At 75.5% G+C, this 13,958-nt stretch carries 16 protein-coding genes; 10 read left to right on the forward strand and 6 right to left on the reverse strand.

Features of this window, described 5'->3' with window-relative positions:
* Positions 1-59: 59 nt before the first annotated feature.
* Entirely contained in the window at positions 60-401 is a 342-nt protein-coding gene (locus TNCT1_RS18780; protein WP_143633537.1) for an STAS domain-containing protein, read from the reverse strand.
* A 563-nt stretch (positions 402-964) separates the two neighbouring features.
* Here TNCT1_RS18780 and TNCT1_RS18785 point away from each other — a divergent pair.
* The 4 genes from TNCT1_RS18785 to TNCT1_RS18800 all read left to right on the forward strand — a co-directional run bounded on the left by TNCT1_RS18785 (position 965) and on the right by TNCT1_RS18800 (position 4,421).
* Positions 965-2,035, forward strand: coding sequence for a zinc-dependent alcohol dehydrogenase family protein (locus TNCT1_RS18785; protein ID WP_143633540.1), 1,071 nt, complete (start codon positions 965-967; stop codon positions 2,033-2,035).
* A 28-nt stretch (positions 2,036-2,063) separates the two neighbouring features.
* Positions 2,064-2,783, forward strand: a complete 720-nt coding sequence (locus TNCT1_RS18790) for a pyridoxamine 5'-phosphate oxidase family protein (protein ID WP_143633542.1) — start codon at positions 2,064-2,066, stop codon at positions 2,781-2,783.
* A gap of 289 nt (positions 2,784-3,072) precedes the next feature.
* Positions 3,073-3,774, forward strand: a complete 702-nt coding sequence (locus TNCT1_RS18795) for a CBS domain-containing protein (RefSeq protein ID WP_143633545.1) — start codon at positions 3,073-3,075, stop codon at positions 3,772-3,774.
* Positions 3,775-3,815: 41 nt separating this feature from the next.
* Positions 3,816-4,421 (forward strand): hypothetical protein, encoded by a 606-nt coding sequence (locus tag TNCT1_RS18800; protein WP_143633547.1) that lies wholly within the window; start codon positions 3,816-3,818, stop codon positions 4,419-4,421.
* A gap of 114 nt (positions 4,422-4,535) precedes the next feature.
* On the opposite strand, the gene TNCT1_RS18805 is transcribed toward TNCT1_RS18800, so the two are convergent.
* Positions 4,536-5,186, reverse strand: coding sequence for a CBS domain-containing protein (locus TNCT1_RS18805; RefSeq protein ID WP_143633550.1), 651 nt, complete (start codon positions 5,184-5,186; stop codon positions 4,536-4,538).
* 38 nt (positions 5,187-5,224) lie between these two features.
* Entirely contained in the window at positions 5,225-5,686 is a 462-nt protein-coding gene (locus TNCT1_RS18810) for a cyclic nucleotide-binding domain-containing protein (RefSeq protein WP_143633553.1), read from the reverse strand.
* A gap of 402 nt (positions 5,687-6,088) precedes the next feature.
* Between TNCT1_RS18810 and TNCT1_RS18815 the strand changes: the two genes are divergently transcribed.
* The 5 genes from TNCT1_RS18815 (at position 6,089) to TNCT1_RS18835 (ending at position 9,696) form a co-directional block, all read left to right on the forward strand.
* Positions 6,089-6,775 carry a transcriptional regulator gene (locus TNCT1_RS18815; RefSeq protein WP_143633556.1) on the forward strand — a complete coding sequence of 229 codons (687 nt, stop codon included), beginning with the start codon at positions 6,089-6,091 and terminating at the stop codon, positions 6,773-6,775.
* A gap of 10 nt (positions 6,776-6,785) precedes the next feature.
* Positions 6,786-8,036, forward strand: coding sequence for an alanine racemase (locus TNCT1_RS18820; RefSeq protein ID WP_143633559.1), 1,251 nt, complete (start codon positions 6,786-6,788; stop codon positions 8,034-8,036).
* Positions 8,037-8,101: 65 nt separating this feature from the next.
* Positions 8,102-9,070: a threo-3-hydroxy-L-aspartate ammonia-lyase gene (locus tag TNCT1_RS18825; RefSeq protein WP_143633562.1), complete on the forward strand. Its 969-nt coding sequence runs from the start codon at positions 8,102-8,104 to the stop codon at positions 9,068-9,070.
* 61 nt (positions 9,071-9,131) lie between these two features.
* On the forward strand, positions 9,132-9,482 hold the full coding sequence (locus TNCT1_RS18830) for a DUF6400 family protein (protein WP_143633565.1): 351 nt from the start codon (positions 9,132-9,134) through the stop codon (positions 9,480-9,482).
* Positions 9,469-9,696: a hypothetical protein gene (locus TNCT1_RS18835; protein ID WP_143633568.1), complete on the forward strand. Its 228-nt coding sequence runs from the start codon at positions 9,469-9,471 to the stop codon at positions 9,694-9,696. Before TNCT1_RS18830 ends, TNCT1_RS18835 begins: the two co-directional genes overlap by 14 nt.
* A gap of 25 nt (positions 9,697-9,721) precedes the next feature.
* Here the strand turns inward: TNCT1_RS18835 and TNCT1_RS18840 are convergent, their stop codons facing one another.
* Entirely contained in the window at positions 9,722-10,300 is a 579-nt protein-coding gene (locus tag TNCT1_RS18840) for a hypothetical protein (protein WP_143633570.1), read from the reverse strand.
* A gap of 102 nt (positions 10,301-10,402) precedes the next feature.
* Positions 10,403-11,476 (reverse strand): NAD(+)/NADH kinase, encoded by a 1,074-nt coding sequence (locus TNCT1_RS18845; RefSeq protein WP_143633572.1) that lies wholly within the window; start codon positions 11,474-11,476, stop codon positions 10,403-10,405.
* Between the two features lie 472 nt (positions 11,477-11,948).
* On the opposite strand from TNCT1_RS18845, the gene TNCT1_RS18850 reads away from it, so the two are divergent.
* The gene (locus tag TNCT1_RS18850; protein ID WP_143633574.1) at positions 11,949-12,854 is read left to right on the forward strand and encodes an NAD-dependent protein deacetylase; all 906 of its coding nucleotides are present in this window, start codon (positions 11,949-11,951) and stop codon (positions 12,852-12,854) included.
* Between the two features lie 162 nt (positions 12,855-13,016).
* Here TNCT1_RS18850 and TNCT1_RS18855 read toward each other — a convergent pair whose 3' ends face one another.
* On the reverse strand, positions 13,017-13,907 hold the full coding sequence (locus TNCT1_RS18855) for a serine hydrolase (protein WP_143633576.1): 891 nt from the start codon (positions 13,905-13,907) through the stop codon (positions 13,017-13,019).
* Between the last annotated feature and the right edge of the window lie 51 nt (positions 13,908-13,958).

Here is a 13,958-nt window from a genome sequence, read left to right on the forward strand (position 1 = left end):
GGTGACTCCAGGAGGGACTCGGTCACGGAACCCGGCCGCGGGGGGCGGGCCGCAGGCGGCTAGGGCAGCTTCCGGTGCACCTCGAAGACCCCGCCCAGGCCGGACAGGCGCAGCAGGCGCGCGAAGCTCGTGCTCTCGGCGACCAGCCGCAGCCGGCCCCGGCGGGCCAGAGTCCGGTTCCGCGCCCGGCACAGGACGCCCAGGCCGGAGCAGTCGATGAAGGTGGCCGGGCGCAGATCGAGCACCAGATCGGGGCGCGGGCCCGCGGTGAGCGCGTCGAGCCGCTGCGCCAGCGCGTCCACGGACAACATGTCTATCTCCCCGTCCAGGGCCACGACGGTCGTGCCGCCGCCCTCGCTGGGCGCGGGGCGCGGGCCGGACGTCGTGCGGTTCTCGGACATGCAACGAGACAAACGCCTTCCGGGGCGTACGCGGTAGGGCCGGTCGGCCCCATACCGGGGCCGACGGGGCCCACGGGGCGGGGAACGGGCCCGGCGCGGGGGCGACAGGGGTCGGCGACGGGCGGACGGGGGAGGGCGGGGCCGGCGTGGGTACGGATGGGGCTGGGCGGGGCGCGGACAGGGCCGGCGTGGGTACGGACGGGGCTCGGCGGGGCGCGGACAGGGACCGGCACGGGCGCAGGTGGGGGTCGGCGACGACTGGGCGGAGCAGGGCCCGGACAAGGGCTGGCGTGGGCATGGGCAGGGACCGGCGGGGTTCGGCGTGCCGGCGGGGCCGGTGGGGTTCGGTGTGCGGACGGGGTGGCGTGCCGGCGGGGCCCGCGCGGGGTCCGGACGGGCGCCTTCCGGCCGGTGGCGAGGGCCGGTCGGCCCAAGCGTGTCCCCCGCGCACCGCACAAGCTGAACATGCGGGGCCCTTCCGGCGCCGTGCCGGAGCCAGGCCCACGCCCGCGTACCCGCCGGACGCCCTGGTGCCGCGGCAGACCGAACAGGTGAGGAGCGTCATGAAGGGCTATGTCTTCCACGGTCCCGGGCAGGCCTCCTGGCAGGACGTGCCGGACCCGGCGATCAAGGAGCCGACCGACGTGATCGTGCGGGTCGGCGCAGTGACCATCTGCGGGACGGACCTGCACATCCTCAAGGGCGACGTGCCCGAGGTGCGCCCGGGCACGGTGCTCGGCCACGAGGCGGTCGGCGAGGTCGTCGAGACCGGCAGCGACGTGAACACCGTGCGGCCCGGCGACCGGGTGCTGATCTCCTGCGTCACCTCCTGCGGCCGGTGCCGCTTCTGCCGGGACGGCTCCTACGGCCAGTGCCGCGGCGGCGGGGGCTGGATCCTCGGCCACCTGATCGACGGGACCCAGGCGGAGTACGTCCGCGTGCCTCACGCCGACCTGTCCGTGCACCCGCTGCCCGGCGCCGTCCGCAGCGAGGACGCCGTACTGCTGGCGGACATCTTCCCGACCTCCTACGAGGTCGGCGTCCTCAACGGGCGGGTCCGCCCCGGAGACACCGTCGTGGTCGTCGGCGCCGGCCCCATCGGCCTCGCGACGATCACCACGGCACGCCTGTTCTCGCCCGAGCGGATCATCGCCGTAGACCTGGCGCCGGCCCGGCTCGACGCGGCCAGGCGGTTCGGCGCCGACGCGGTGGCCGACGCGCGGGAGGCGCCCCGGCAACTGGTGGACGACCTGACCGACGGGCTGGGCGCGGACGTGGCGGTCGAGGCGGTCGGCGTCCCGGAGAGCTTCGAGCTGTGCACCCGCGTGGTCCGCCCGGGCGGGCACGTCGCCAACGTCGGCGTGCACGGCCGGCCCGCCACCCTGCACCTCGAGGACCTGTGGATCAGGAACGTCACCATCACCACCGGCCTGGTGGACACCCGCTCCACCCCGATGCTGCTGCGGATGGCCGTGGCCGGCCGGCTGCCGACCGGCGGACTGGTCACCCACACCTTCCCGTTGCAGCAGATGGAAGAGGCGTACGACATCTTCTCCCGGGCCGCCGAGACCGGCGCGCTCAAGGTGGTGCTCGGCGGGGAGCAGCACGCGGAACTGGCCGTCCCCGCGGCCTGAGCACGAAGCGAGACGGAGGCGAGGGACCATGACCGGCAGGACAAGGGCGGGCACGGCGGCGGGCCTCTCCGCGGAAGCGGTCACCACCCCCGCGGAGGCGGAGACCCGGACGGCGCTGGGCGACCTCGGCCGGCGGCTGGCCGCCCGGCGGCTGCAGCTCGGCCTGACCCGGCGGCAGGCCGCGGCCCGCGCCGGTATGGCGGCCAGCTATCTCAGGTACCTGGAGGAGCACCCCGGCGCCGCGCCGGGCACCGGCGCGCTGATGAACCTGGCCGAGGCGCTGGAGACCACCGTCAACGAACTCACCGGCGGCAGCGTCGACCTGCCGCCCGGCACCGGACGGGCCGCACACGCACCGGAGTTCAGCAGGCTGCGCCCGAGCGAGTGCCGCACCCTGCTGGCCATGCACGGCGTCGGGCGGCTCGCGGTGCCCACGGCGTCGGGCCCGCTGATCGTGCCGGTGAACTACACCGTGGTGGACGGCGCGATCGTCTTCCGGACCGCACGCGGCGCGACCCCCTCGCTGGCCGCCGGACTCCAGGTGGCGTTCGAAGTGGACCGCATCGACGAGGCGTTCAGCCAGGGCTGGAGCGTCCTGGTGCGCGGGCCCGCCCACGCGGTCACCGACCGGCACGAGCAACTCCGTCTCGCGGAGCGGGCGTACAGCCTGCCCTGGGCGGGGGGCAACCGGAGCGTGTGGGTGCGCATCGAGCCGTTCACCATCACCGGGCGCCGGATCACCGCGTGAGGCCGGCCGGCCGCGCCCCGCGACCGCGGCCGGGCGCCGGGCACGGACGACGGAGCGACACCGCGGGGGATCGGTGCCGCTCCTGCGACCACTGTGGCCCATGCCGCGCCGATGTCCGTAGGTCCGATGGACCCGTACCGGGGGCCACAGGTCCCTCACGGTCGGGTGACCGGCCGTCGTGAGGGACGCTTCGGCCGCGGGAACGGGCCACTCGGCCCATGCCCCGGGCGGGGCCGCCGGCGCACGCTGAAGAAGTCCCAGGAAGGCATCCGAGCCCCCGGAGGGCGCCATGGACGGCACTCCGACGGTCGTGAACGACGTGATGACCTGCCCGGTCGTCGCACTGCGCACCGGCGCCGGCTTCAAGGAGATCGCGCAGGCGATGCGGGAGTGGCAGGTGAGCGCCCTTCCGGTGCTGGACGCCGACGGCCGGGTGGTGGGCGTGGTCTCCGAGGCCGATCTGCTGCCCAAGGAGGAGTACCGCGAGGGCGACCCGGACCGGTCCGCGCAGCTGCGGCACCTCGCCGACCTCCGCAAGGCGGACGCGGTGACCGCGGCGGAACTGATGACCTCTCCGGCCGTCACCGTGCCGCCCGGGGCCACCCTCGCGCACGCGGCGCGCGTCATGGCCCGCCGCGGGGTCAAGCATCTGCCCGTCGTCGGTCCTGACGGGACCCTCAGGGGGGTCGTCAGCCGCTCCGACCTGCTGAAGGTGTTCCTGCGCGCCGACGAGGACATCGCCGAGGACGTCGCCCGCGAGGTGGTCGTGCGGCTGTTCGGCACCCGGGAGGCGCCGGTGCGGGTCGAGGTGCGCGAGGGGGTGGTCACCCTCACCGGGCGCGTGCACGACACCGCGCTGGTACCGCTCGCCACCCTGCTGGCGCGCTCGGTGCCCGGCGTCGTCGACGTGCGCTGCGCCCTGACCGGCCCGCGCCGCCACCCGCACGCGGGCCCCGGTCTCGCCGAGCCGCGGCCGGCGGCCCCCGCCTGACGGCGGCGACGGCAGGCGGAGCCGAGAGGAGGCCGTCCCCGATGCCCGCGAAAGCATCCCGACCCAACGACCGCCCCGTCCGGCTGTGGCGCTGGCGGCACAACGCGCTGCGCCGGCACAGCGACGCCGTCGAGGCCTGGATCGTGCTCGGCGTCTGGTTGCTGGTTCTCGTCGGCGGGGCCCTCGCGGGGCTGCTGGCGGCACACTCGGTGGACTCGGACCTCGCGGCACGGCGGGCCCGCGCACACCCGGTCGCCGCCGTGGTCACCGGCGTCGAGCCGGAGACGCCGTCCGCCGCGAACGGACGCGACGACGGCCGGGTGCGGGCCACCGTGCGCTGGACCGACGCCGGCGGATCGGTGCACCGGGCCACGGCCAGGGTCCTGCCGAACGCCCTGGCGGGCACCCGGCTCACGGTGTGGGCGGACACCGCGGGCCGGGTCGTGCCTGAGCCCCTGAGCAGGACGGAGGCGGCCCTGCAGGCGGGTCTGACCGGCATCCTCGTGGGCCCGCTCGTCGGCGCGGCCTTCTGGGGCGGCGGCCGGCTGCTCCAGGCGGCGCTGCTGCGCCGGCGGCTGACCGAATGGGACGAGGAGTGGAAGCGCGTCGGCCCGGAGTGGCGCAAGTTCAGCGGGGGACGGGGGTGAGGGCGGGGGAGAGGCGCCGCGAAACGTGCCTGCCAGGCCGGGAAACGTGCCTGCCAGCAGGCGGGGCCCCGTCGGAGCGGCTCGGGGGCGGGGCCCCGTCGCAGCGGCCTGGTGTCAGCCCTCGGCCGCGGTGAGGTGGGACTCCACGCTCACCACACCCTCGACGGCCCGGACCATGCCGATCGCCAGGGGGATGCGGGCAGCGTCGGCGACCCGGCCGGTCAGGATGGCGACACCGTCCGAGACCGTGATGTGCACCGGCTCGACCGGGGCCGGGAAGAGGACGTCGACGACGTCGCGCCGGATCTCGTCGGCGAGGTCGTCGTCCGGGCGCAGGAATACCTTCAGCAGGTCCGAGCGGCTGACGACGCCCTCGAGTACTCCCTCGGCGTTCACCACGGGCAGCCGCTTGACGTGCCGCAGGGCCATGATCCGCGCCGCCTCCGCGAGCGTGGCGTCGGCGTGGACGGTGACCGCCGGGGCGCTCATCACCTCGTCCGCCGTCACCGCTCCGGCCTTGGCCAGGTCGGGCAGGCGGCGCAGCTGGGTGAGCCGGTCCGGATCGCTGTCCCGGAACTCCTCCTTGGGCAGCAGATCGGCCTCGGAGACCAGACCGATCACCCGGCCGTCCCCCTCCAGCACGGGCAGCGCGCTGACCTTCCACTCCTCCATGCGCTCGACGATCTCCCTGAACGGTGCCCGGCGGCCGACCGCGACGACGGCCCGCGTCATCACGTCGCTCACCCGGTACGGGCTGCCTGCCATGGTGTCCTCCTCGGGGTCCTCCCCGCCGGGCCGGGCGGTCACACCAGGCCGCCGCTGCCGTAGGGGGCGTAGAGGTCGAGCAGCCGGATCCGGGACGCGTGCAGCCGCTGCGCGACCACCCGCCCCACCCAGACCGCGATCGCCCGGCCGAACTCCGGGTCCTCGGCGCACATGTCCAGGACGGTCCCGGCGTCGAACTCCCAGGCCCGCACCGGGCTCAGCGCCTCGGCGCCCAACTGCCAGATGTGCGGCGGGAAGTGCCAGGACCAGCCCACCAGGTCGCCGTGGCCGAGCGACTCGATGACGGCGGGACGGCGGCCGGGCACCCTCAGGTCCAGGGCCACGGTGCCGGTGCGCACGATCCAGAAGCGGTCCGCCCGCCGGCCTTCCTCGAACAGACGGGCACCGCTCGCGAACGAGACCTCGCGGGCGGCCCGCATCAGGGATTCACGGTGCTCGGCGGGCAGAGCGGCGTTCATGGTGGTGGTGGCGGAGGTCATGGCCCCGGCTCCCTTCATGGCGTCTGGTGCCAGCGTGGGCCTCCCGGGCCCTCGGCACCACGGGCCGCTCGGGCCCCGCCCGAGGGCCCTTCGGCCCGGCCGCGGGGGCCGGGAAGGGCGCACGAGGGCGGGAAGGACGCCATCCGCTTCTCGTGGATCCTGATTGCGCGGTGCACGGCCGCGAGCCGCTTCCCCGCGTCTCCAAGGAGTCCTTCCCGCTACCTCCAGCAGACCACGGGAAACGCCCGTCCACCAGTAGTGTCCGGCCGCCGCTCCACTCCGGCCACCTCGGCCGCCCGTCCCCGCGGCCCGTTCCGGGGTCCGGCTCTGGACGCCGGCGGACTCCCGGGTTAGCCTTCCTGTCCAGAGTTGGATTTCTAGTCCAGATGCGGGGCGGGACGGATGGATCACGTGACGGACGGCGCGGTGCCGGCGCGCCGTGCCGGGGCGGCGGCGCCCGCGCCCGCCGACCCGGACGAACACCTCATCCGGGAGGCCGAGAAGATCGCCGTCGCCCTCGGGCGCATGTTCCCGGGCCTGTGCGAAGTGGTCCTGCACGACCTGCGCGACCCCCGGCACGCCATCAGGAAGATCGAGAACAATCTCTCCGGCCGCCGGACCGGGGACTCCGCGACCGAGCTGGGCCTGGCCCGGATCGCCGACCCGGACTACCCCGGCGTCATCCAGAACTACCCCAACCGGTTCCCCGACGGCCGCCCGGCGAAGAGCACCTCGATCGGCATCAAGAACGGCGCCGGCGACTACATCGCCGCCCTCTGCCTGAACCTCGACGTCTCCGTGCTGTCACCCGTCACGCTCGCCCTGTCCAGGCTCGTCGCCACCGACACCGAGCACCGCGAACCCCCGCTGGAGACACTGCGCGACCGCAACGCCCGCGAGCTGCGCGGGGCGGTCGAGTCACTCGCCGCCGAGCGCGGCGGGACCCCGCGTTCGCTGAGCCGGGACGCCAAGAGGGAACTCGTACGGCACCTGCACGCCGAGGGCTACTTCGACTCGCGCGACGCCGCCCAGAGCATCGCCGACCTGCTCGGCGTCTCCCGTGCCACCGTGTACAACTACACCAGGTGAGAGGCCGCCCATGACCGCCGCGGACCGCCGTCTGCCGCACATCACCGAGCAACGGGCCGCCGCCCTCGCCGACGGGGACCCGGCGCCACCGGAGGCTCCGGCGCCCACCGCCCCGCCCGCCAGGACGCTGGCCGACCCCGACACCCCGTTCGCGGTCGTCGACGTGCACCGGGTGCGGCGCAACATCGCCCGGCTCGCCCGGCACGCCGAACGCCTCGGCGTGACCCTGCGCCCGCACGTCAAGACGGCCAAGAGCCTGGACGCCGCCGCGCTCCTGCACCCGGGCACGCCCGGCCCCGTCACCGTCTCCACCCTCGCCGAGGCCGAGGCGTTCGCCGACGGCGGCCACACCGACATCACCTACGCCGTCGGCATCGACCCCCACAAGCTGCCCAGGGTCGTCGCGCTGCGGCGGCGCGGCGTCACCCTGCGCGTCCTGCTCGACAGCGCCGGACAGGCGAGGGCCGTGGCCGAGGCCGCCCGGGAGGCCGGCATCACCCTCCCCGCCCAGGTGGAGATCGACTGCGACGGCCACCGCGGCGGCCTACGTCCCGACGCCCCGGAACTGGCCGGCATCGGCCGCGTCCTGCACGACGCGGGCTGCCTCGACGGGGTGCTGACCCACGCGGGCGAGTCCTACTTCGCCCACACCCCCGAGGAACGGCGCCTGGCCGCCGAGCGGGAGCGCGACGCCGCCGTCGCGGCGGCCGGCCGGCTGCGCGCCGCCGGCCTGCCCGTGCCCGTCGTCAGCGTCGGCTCCACTCCCACCGCCCACGCCGCCGAGGACCTCACAGGCGTCACCGAACTGCGCGCCGGGAACTACGTCTTCTTCGACCTCGTCATGGCCGGCCTCGGCGTCTGCGAACTGGACGACCTCGCCCTGTCGGTCGTCGTCACCGTCATCGGCCACCGCCCCGAGTACGGCTGGATCATCACCGACGGCGGCTGGATGGCCATGTCCCGGGACCGCGGCACCTCCGCACAGCCCCAGGACCAGGGCTACGGCCTGGTCGCCGGCCTCGACGGACGGCTGGTCCCCGGGCTCGTCATGACCGCCGCGAGCCAGGAGCACGGCACCCTCACCGCCCGCGACGGCGCCCCCCTGCCCGACCTGCCCATCGGCACCCGCCTGCGCGTCCTGCCCAACCACGCCTGCGCCACCGCCGCCCAGCACTGCGGCTACCACGTCGTCGACGGCAGCCGGCCCGCCGGTCCCGCGCCCGGGATCCAGGCCGTCTGGAACCGCGTCACCGGCTGGTGACCCGCACCCCGCCGGCCCGCTGACCGGCGACCCGCCGCCCCGCCCCTACCGTGTAAGGACCCCGCATGGCCGACGCATCGCCCGTAACGTTCGACGACGTCCAGGAGGCCGCCGCACGCCTCCAGGGCATCGCCCACCGCACCCCCGTGCTCACCTCCCGCACGCTGAACTCGGCCGTCGGCGCCGAGGTGTTCGTCAAGTGCGAGAACTTCCAGCGGGTCGGCGCCTTCAAGTTCCGCGGCGCCTACAACGCCGCCGCCCGGCTCTCGCCCGGGCAACTGGCCAAGGGCATCGCCGCCTACTCCTCGGGCAACCACGCCCAGGCCACCGCGCTGGCCGCCCGCGAGCTGGGGACCACCGCCGTCATCCTGATGCCCGAGGACGCCCCCCGCTCCAAACTGGCGGCCACCGCCGGATACGGCGCCGAGGTCGTCACCTACGACCGCTACACCCAGGACCGCACCGCCCTCGGCGAGGCCCTGGCCGAGGACCGGGGCCTGGCCCTGATCCCGCCCTACGACCACCCGCACGTCATCGCCGGCCAGGGCACCGCGGCGCTCGAACTCCTCCAGGACACCGGGGCGCTCGACGCGCTCGTGGTGCCGGTCGGCGGCGGCGGCCTCATCGCGGGCAGCGCCACCGCGGCCAAGGCCCTGCACCCCGGCATCCGCGTGATCGGCGTGGAGCCCGAAGCGGGCGACGACACCAGGCTCTCCCTGGCCGGCGGCGCGCGCGTCACCATCCCCGTGCCCCGCACCATCGCCGACGGCCAGGCCCTGGCCACGCCCGGCGAGATCACCTTCCCCATCAACCAGCGCCTGGTCGACGCCGTCGCCGTGGTCAGCGACGAGGAGATCGTCCACGCCATGCGGTTCGCCTTCGAGCGCCTGAAGATCGTCCTCGAACCGAGCGGCGCGAGCGCCCTCGCGGCCCTGATGGCCGGGCGCGTCGACGACCCGCCGCGGCGGATCGGCGTCATCGCCTCCGGCGGCAACATCGACACCGAGCGGTTCACCGGGCTCATCGCCCGCTGACCCTGTGACTTCTCCCACCCGCTCTTGCCCCGGCGGCCCGGGCCTACCTACGTTCGGACACATGTCCACCCATGGCCCCATCCTTCCTGGCGAAAGCGGCGAACCCGGCGAGTCTGTCGAACAGGCCGAAACGGGCGGGTCCGCGCGGGCCGGCCGGCCCCCGGCGGACCGGCCCGGCGCCACCCGGCTCGTCGAGTTCACCGTCGACCTCAGCTCCCACGAGATGCTCCGGCGCACCCACACCGTGGCCGCGCTGGGCGCCGGCTGGGACCCGATGGCGGCCCTGCACGGCGAGCAGGAGGCGTACGACCTGCTGTACTCCGGTCTCGACGCCGAGCAGCAGCGGCTCTACGAGAAGCTCATCGCGGCCGGTGTGCTGCCCCGGCGCGGCGGCGGCGATGCTGCCGCTTGATCCGCAGGCCGACATCGGCCGCCGTGCCTGGGTCGCCTGCCCCAACTGCGACGACCGCCGCGGCTGCGCCACCTGCGAGCAGGGGCGCCCGTGCCGCGGGCACTGGCGCTACCTGCTCTCCAACACCGGCAGCCTGCTGCACCTGCAGTGCCCGTCCTGCCGCCACGTCTGGAACCACGAGACGCACTTCGGCGCCACCCGCTCCCAGATGTGACACGGCCGGGACCCGCAGGACCCGCTCAGCCGGCGCCCCTCCAGCTGTGCGCCACGTCGACCACCAGCCGGCCCGACGCCTGCTGGACCCGGAACGGCAGCCGGGCCCGCACGCCGAGACCCACCTGCGTCCCGCCCTCGAAACTCCCGGCGAACCGGGTGTCCCGGAAGGTGCGGTACCCGCTCACGTCCACGCCCGGCAGGGTGCGGCCCACCCGCCCCGGGTACGTGACCGCGCCGGTCGCCGGGTCGTAGCTCGGCGCGCCGACACGGATGTCGAGCACGGCCCCGCCGCGGACCGGGACGGTGCGCCCGGTGGTGTCCTGCCGCAGCCGGTCGACGTACGCGACGTGGTAGCGGACGGCACGGCCGCCGCCGGGCACGTCGAACACGATGCGGTCGTAGCAGTCGTGCCGTCCTGTCCTGACGTTCTTCAGCGGCACCGCCCCGGTGGCCGGGCCGCCCTTGGGTCCGCTGCCCCAGCCGGCCGGACAGGCCGTGGCCCGCGCGGCGGCCGCCGGAGCCGCGTCCGCCGCCGTCGCCACGCCGCCCAGTCCGGCGCCCGCCAGGACGAGTACTGTCGCGATGATCCCTGTTCTCCGCATGATGTCCCCCTTGGTCACGCCATGCTGTTATGGGGTGAGACATGCTGATATGGCGAATGGTTGCACGACGGACGGGCAGACCGCGCGGGCCGGCCGAAGGCCTCAGGTCAGGGGCGGTGCCCGGTGCGGGGCGCTGGGCATGGCGAGGTGCGCGAGGTCGCCCGGCGGCGGTGTGCGCACCGGCCACAGCGGCGCGGCGTCGCCGTCGGCGAGCGCGGCCGGGGCGTCGGTGAGCCGCATGCGCTCGCGCAGCCGGCCGTAGAAGTCCATCGGGCCCAGCCGGACCGCCTTGAGCCGGCGGGGAGCGGCGTACACGCCGATCCACTCCCCGGGGCCGAGCACCCCGCGCACCTGGCCGTCGATGCTGACGGCGGCCTGCCCGGACCGCTCCAGCACGCGCAGCGCGATGGGCTCGTCCGGGGCCGCCACGACCGACCGGTTGAACGCCATGTGCGGGGCGACCGGAGTGAACACCAGGCCCTCGGCGCGGGGCGACACCACCGGGCCGCCCGCGGCGAAGCTGTACGCGGTCGAGCCCGTCGGCGTGGCCACCAGCAGCGCGTCGGCCGAGTAGGCGGCGAGCAGCCGGCCGGCGAGGTAGACGCCCACCGACACCTGCCGGTCCCGGGTCAGCTTCTCCAGGACCACGTCGTTCAGGGCCATGACGTTCAGGGCGACCCCCCAGTCGTCGCCGATCTCGCACTCCGGGCGCACCCGTGGCGGCGGCAGCATCGGGCCGCGGCCGTAGCGCACCAGCGCCTCCATGTTCGCGGGCACCTCCAGCCGGCACGACGCCCGCAGGGTGAGCAGCATCCGGTTCTCGACCGTGATCCGCTCCTCCCGCACGGCCTCCAGCGCGGCCCGCACCGCGGACGCGGGCACCTCGGTCAGGAAGCCCACCCGCCCGAGGTCCACGCCCAGGACGAGGGCGTCGTTCTCGGCCGCCAGCCGGGCGCCGCGCAGGAACGTCCCGTCGCCGCCCAGGGTGACGATCATGTCCGGATCGCCGGCCGCGTCGATCTCCTCCCGGGCGCTGTGCCGCTCGCCTTCCCGCCACACGTCGATGTCGGCACAGGCCACCGCGTGCTCGGCGCACCATTCGCGCACGGCGCTCGCGGCGGCCACGGCCTCCGCCCGTCCGCTGTGCACGACCAGGCCGACACGGTTCACCGTCATACCCGCCTCCCAGCCGGTTCGCCCCACAGTCCATCCTCGCCGGGAATCCCGGCCGGCACCTCCCGCGCCACCCGCCCGTGTCCCGCCGCCCCTCGCCGCGCCCTCGTGACGGGTCCGGCGCACGCCGGTCCGGGCCTGGACCGGCCCGATCCGGCGCCCCGCCGCCCACCGGGCCACGAGCACGGCGCCACGGCAGGCCTTGTCCGGTGGCTCCGTCCCGGGCGGGGCCGCCGGGGGAGGGCCCGCCCGGGCGCCTCCGGGTGGTTGGGCGGCGACAGCCGTGGCTACCCGCACCGGCATGAACGAGAACAGGCTGCTCGCCCTGGTGACCGGGATCTCCAGCGCAATCGGGTACGGACAGCGTCAAGGCCGCCGTGCACCGCTCCATGGCGGAGCCCGGCACAGCCGGTGACGCCGGCGGCGAGGACGGCTGACGCGGCGGTGCGCCGGGCCGGTTCCGTACCCTGACGGCATGCGCATGCGCCCCACCCTGAGCTGGACCCCCGCGGACGACCTGCCGCCGGGCACCACGGACCTGGAGCCGGTCGCCGACGCGCTGAGCGCCGGCGGTGTGCTGGTGCTCAGCGGAGCGGGCATCTCCACCGAATCGGGCATCCCCGACTACCGCGGCGAGGGCGGCAGCCTGACCCGGCACACCCCCATGACCTACCAGGAGTTCACCGCCGACGCCCGGGCCAGGCGCCGGTACTGGGCGCGCAGCCACCTCGGCTGGCGCACCTTCGGCCGCGCCCGGCCCAACGCCGGGCACCGCGCGGTGGCCGCGTTCGAACGGCACGGGCTGCTCGCGGGCGTCATCACCCAGAACGTCGACCGCCTGCACCAGGCCGCCGGCACCGAGGACGTGGTGGAACTCCACGGCAGCCTGGACCGGGTCGCCTGCCTCTCCTGCGGCGCCCTCAGTCCCCGCCGCGAACTCGCCCGGCGGCTGGAGGAGGCCAATCCGGGCTTCGATCCGGTGGCCGCGGGCATCAACCCGGACGGTGACGCCGACCTCACCGACGACCAGGTCGGCGACTTCCGGGTGCTGCCCTGCACGGTCTGCGGCGGCATCCTCAAACCGGACGTCGTGTTCTTCGGCGAGGCCGTCCCGCCGGCACGGGTCGAGCACTGCCGCGCCCTGGTCCGCGAGGCCTCCTCGCTGCTGGTCCTGGGCTCCTCCCTGACGGTGATGTCCGGCCTGCGGTTCGTCCGTCAGGCGGCCCAGGCGGAGAAGCCGGTGCTGATCGTCAACCGGGACCCCACCCGGGGCGACCGCCATGCCCGCACCCGCGTCGCGCTGCCCCTGGGCGCGGCGCTCACCTCGCTGGCCGACCTGCTCGGCGTCCCCGTCGACGGACGGGCCGTGGACCCGGCGTAGCCCAGGGCCGCGGCGGGTGCGCGGGGCCCTGCCGGGACCTGTGACGGCGGACGCCGGTCCGCCCGCCGCGGCTCACGGCGGGCGCCCTGGGTGCGGGACCGACGGTGGCCCGAGCACGGCACTCGCGGTGCCTGACAGCGCCCCCGCCGCCGCGCCGTCCGGTCAGGAACCGCCGGCCGCCGCGGTGGACACGGCGGTCCGGGCCGCCCGTTCCACCAGCGAGACGCCGTCCTTCATCGTCTTGTTGCCGTCCGACAGGACCGCGACCAGGTAGTGGTGTCCGCCCGCCGTGATCCGGCCGACGCTGTTGACGTCCCAGAGGTCGGTCGTGTCGCGCTGCAGCCAGCCGTTCTTCAGGGCCGTTCCGGCGCCGCCGGCCGCCGACACGCCCCAGGACTGGTCGTCGGCGACGTTGCTCATCAGGGAGCGGATGTACGCGCGGGACGCGGCGTCGAGCGCCGGCGCCGAACCCGGCTTCGTGGTCTGCCCGGTGTCGAACACCGCGCGCAGCAGCCGTATCTGGTCGGCGGACGTGGTCCGGGTCAGGCCCCACTTGCCGCCGGGGCCGCCCACGGTCTCGGTGAGCCCGAGCCGCTTGTTCGCCGCCTTCAGGCCCGGGGCCAGGCCGATGCTCCGCCACAGGGCGTTCGCCGCCGCGTTGTCGCTGTGCTCGATCATCGCCTTGGTCTGCGCGCGTTCCCCGTCGGTCAGGGCGCGCCCCGAGTCCTGCGCCTTGAGCAGCAGCGCGGCCAGGATGTCGACCTTGATGATGCTGGCCGTGTCGTAGGGGGTCTCCTCGCCGAACACGGTGGGCGTGCGGCCCGGCAGGTCGAGGTCGAGGACCGCGGCGGTCACCCGTGCCTCGCCGTGCGCGCCGACCGAGGCGGGGAAGTCCGCCGGGCCGGCGGCGGCCGGGGCGGACGCGGTGGCCGCGGCGGCGGAGGCCGGGGCGAGGGCGCCGGAGGCCAGCAGGGTCGCGGCGGCCACGGTGAGCGCGCCGCAGGCGGCCGCGCGCTTGCCCGGGCGCGGCGAGAGGAAGCTTCGGAACGGCATGGTGACAGGCCTCGGCGGTGCGGGGGACAGGGACACGATGGTGTGAACGTA

The sequence above is a fragment of the Streptomyces sp. 1-11 genome (genome assembly GCF_007176755.1).
In the GTDB taxonomy this organism is placed as follows: Bacteria; Actinomycetota; Actinomycetes; order Streptomycetales; family Streptomycetaceae; genus Streptomyces.

Excerpts from the sequence above, each read along its gene's own strand:
- TNCT1_RS18825 (WP_143633562.1), top strand. The coding sequence starts at position 8,102 with ATGGCCGACGCATCGCCCGTAACGTTCGACGACGTCCAGGAGGCCGCC.
- TNCT1_RS18855 (WP_143633576.1), bottom strand. The coding sequence starts at position 13,907 with ATGCCGTTCCGAAGCTTCCTCTCGCCGCGCCCGGGCAAGCGCGCGGCC.
- TNCT1_RS18815 (WP_143633556.1), top strand. The coding sequence starts at position 6,089 with ATGGATCACGTGACGGACGGCGCGGTGCCGGCGCGCCGTGCCGGGGCG.
- TNCT1_RS18810 (WP_143633553.1), bottom strand. The coding sequence starts at position 5,686 with ATGACCTCCGCCACCACCACCATGAACGCCGCTCTGCCCGCCGAGCAC.
- TNCT1_RS18800 (WP_143633547.1), top strand. The coding sequence starts at position 3,816 with ATGCCCGCGAAAGCATCCCGACCCAACGACCGCCCCGTCCGGCTGTGG.
- TNCT1_RS18785 (WP_143633540.1), top strand. The coding sequence starts at position 965 with ATGAAGGGCTATGTCTTCCACGGTCCCGGGCAGGCCTCCTGGCAGGAC.
- TNCT1_RS18805 (WP_143633550.1), bottom strand. The coding sequence starts at position 5,186 with ATGGCAGGCAGCCCGTACCGGGTGAGCGACGTGATGACGCGGGCCGTC.
- TNCT1_RS18835 (WP_143633568.1), top strand. The coding sequence starts at position 9,469 with ATGCTGCCGCTTGATCCGCAGGCCGACATCGGCCGCCGTGCCTGGGTC.
- TNCT1_RS18820 (WP_143633559.1), top strand. The coding sequence starts at position 6,786 with ATGACCGCCGCGGACCGCCGTCTGCCGCACATCACCGAGCAACGGGCC.
- TNCT1_RS18845 (WP_143633572.1), bottom strand. The coding sequence starts at position 11,476 with ATGACGGTGAACCGTGTCGGCCTGGTCGTGCACAGCGGACGGGCGGAG.
- TNCT1_RS18840 (WP_143633570.1), bottom strand. The coding sequence starts at position 10,300 with ATGCGGAGAACAGGGATCATCGCGACAGTACTCGTCCTGGCGGGCGCC.
- TNCT1_RS18780 (WP_143633537.1), bottom strand. The coding sequence starts at position 401 with ATGTCCGAGAACCGCACGACGTCCGGCCCGCGCCCCGCGCCCAGCGAG.
- TNCT1_RS18795 (WP_143633545.1), top strand. The coding sequence starts at position 3,073 with ATGGACGGCACTCCGACGGTCGTGAACGACGTGATGACCTGCCCGGTC.
- TNCT1_RS18850 (WP_143633574.1), top strand. The coding sequence starts at position 11,949 with ATGCGCATGCGCCCCACCCTGAGCTGGACCCCCGCGGACGACCTGCCG.
- TNCT1_RS18830 (WP_143633565.1), top strand. The coding sequence starts at position 9,132 with ATGTCCACCCATGGCCCCATCCTTCCTGGCGAAAGCGGCGAACCCGGC.
- TNCT1_RS18790 (WP_143633542.1), top strand. The coding sequence starts at position 2,064 with ATGACCGGCAGGACAAGGGCGGGCACGGCGGCGGGCCTCTCCGCGGAA.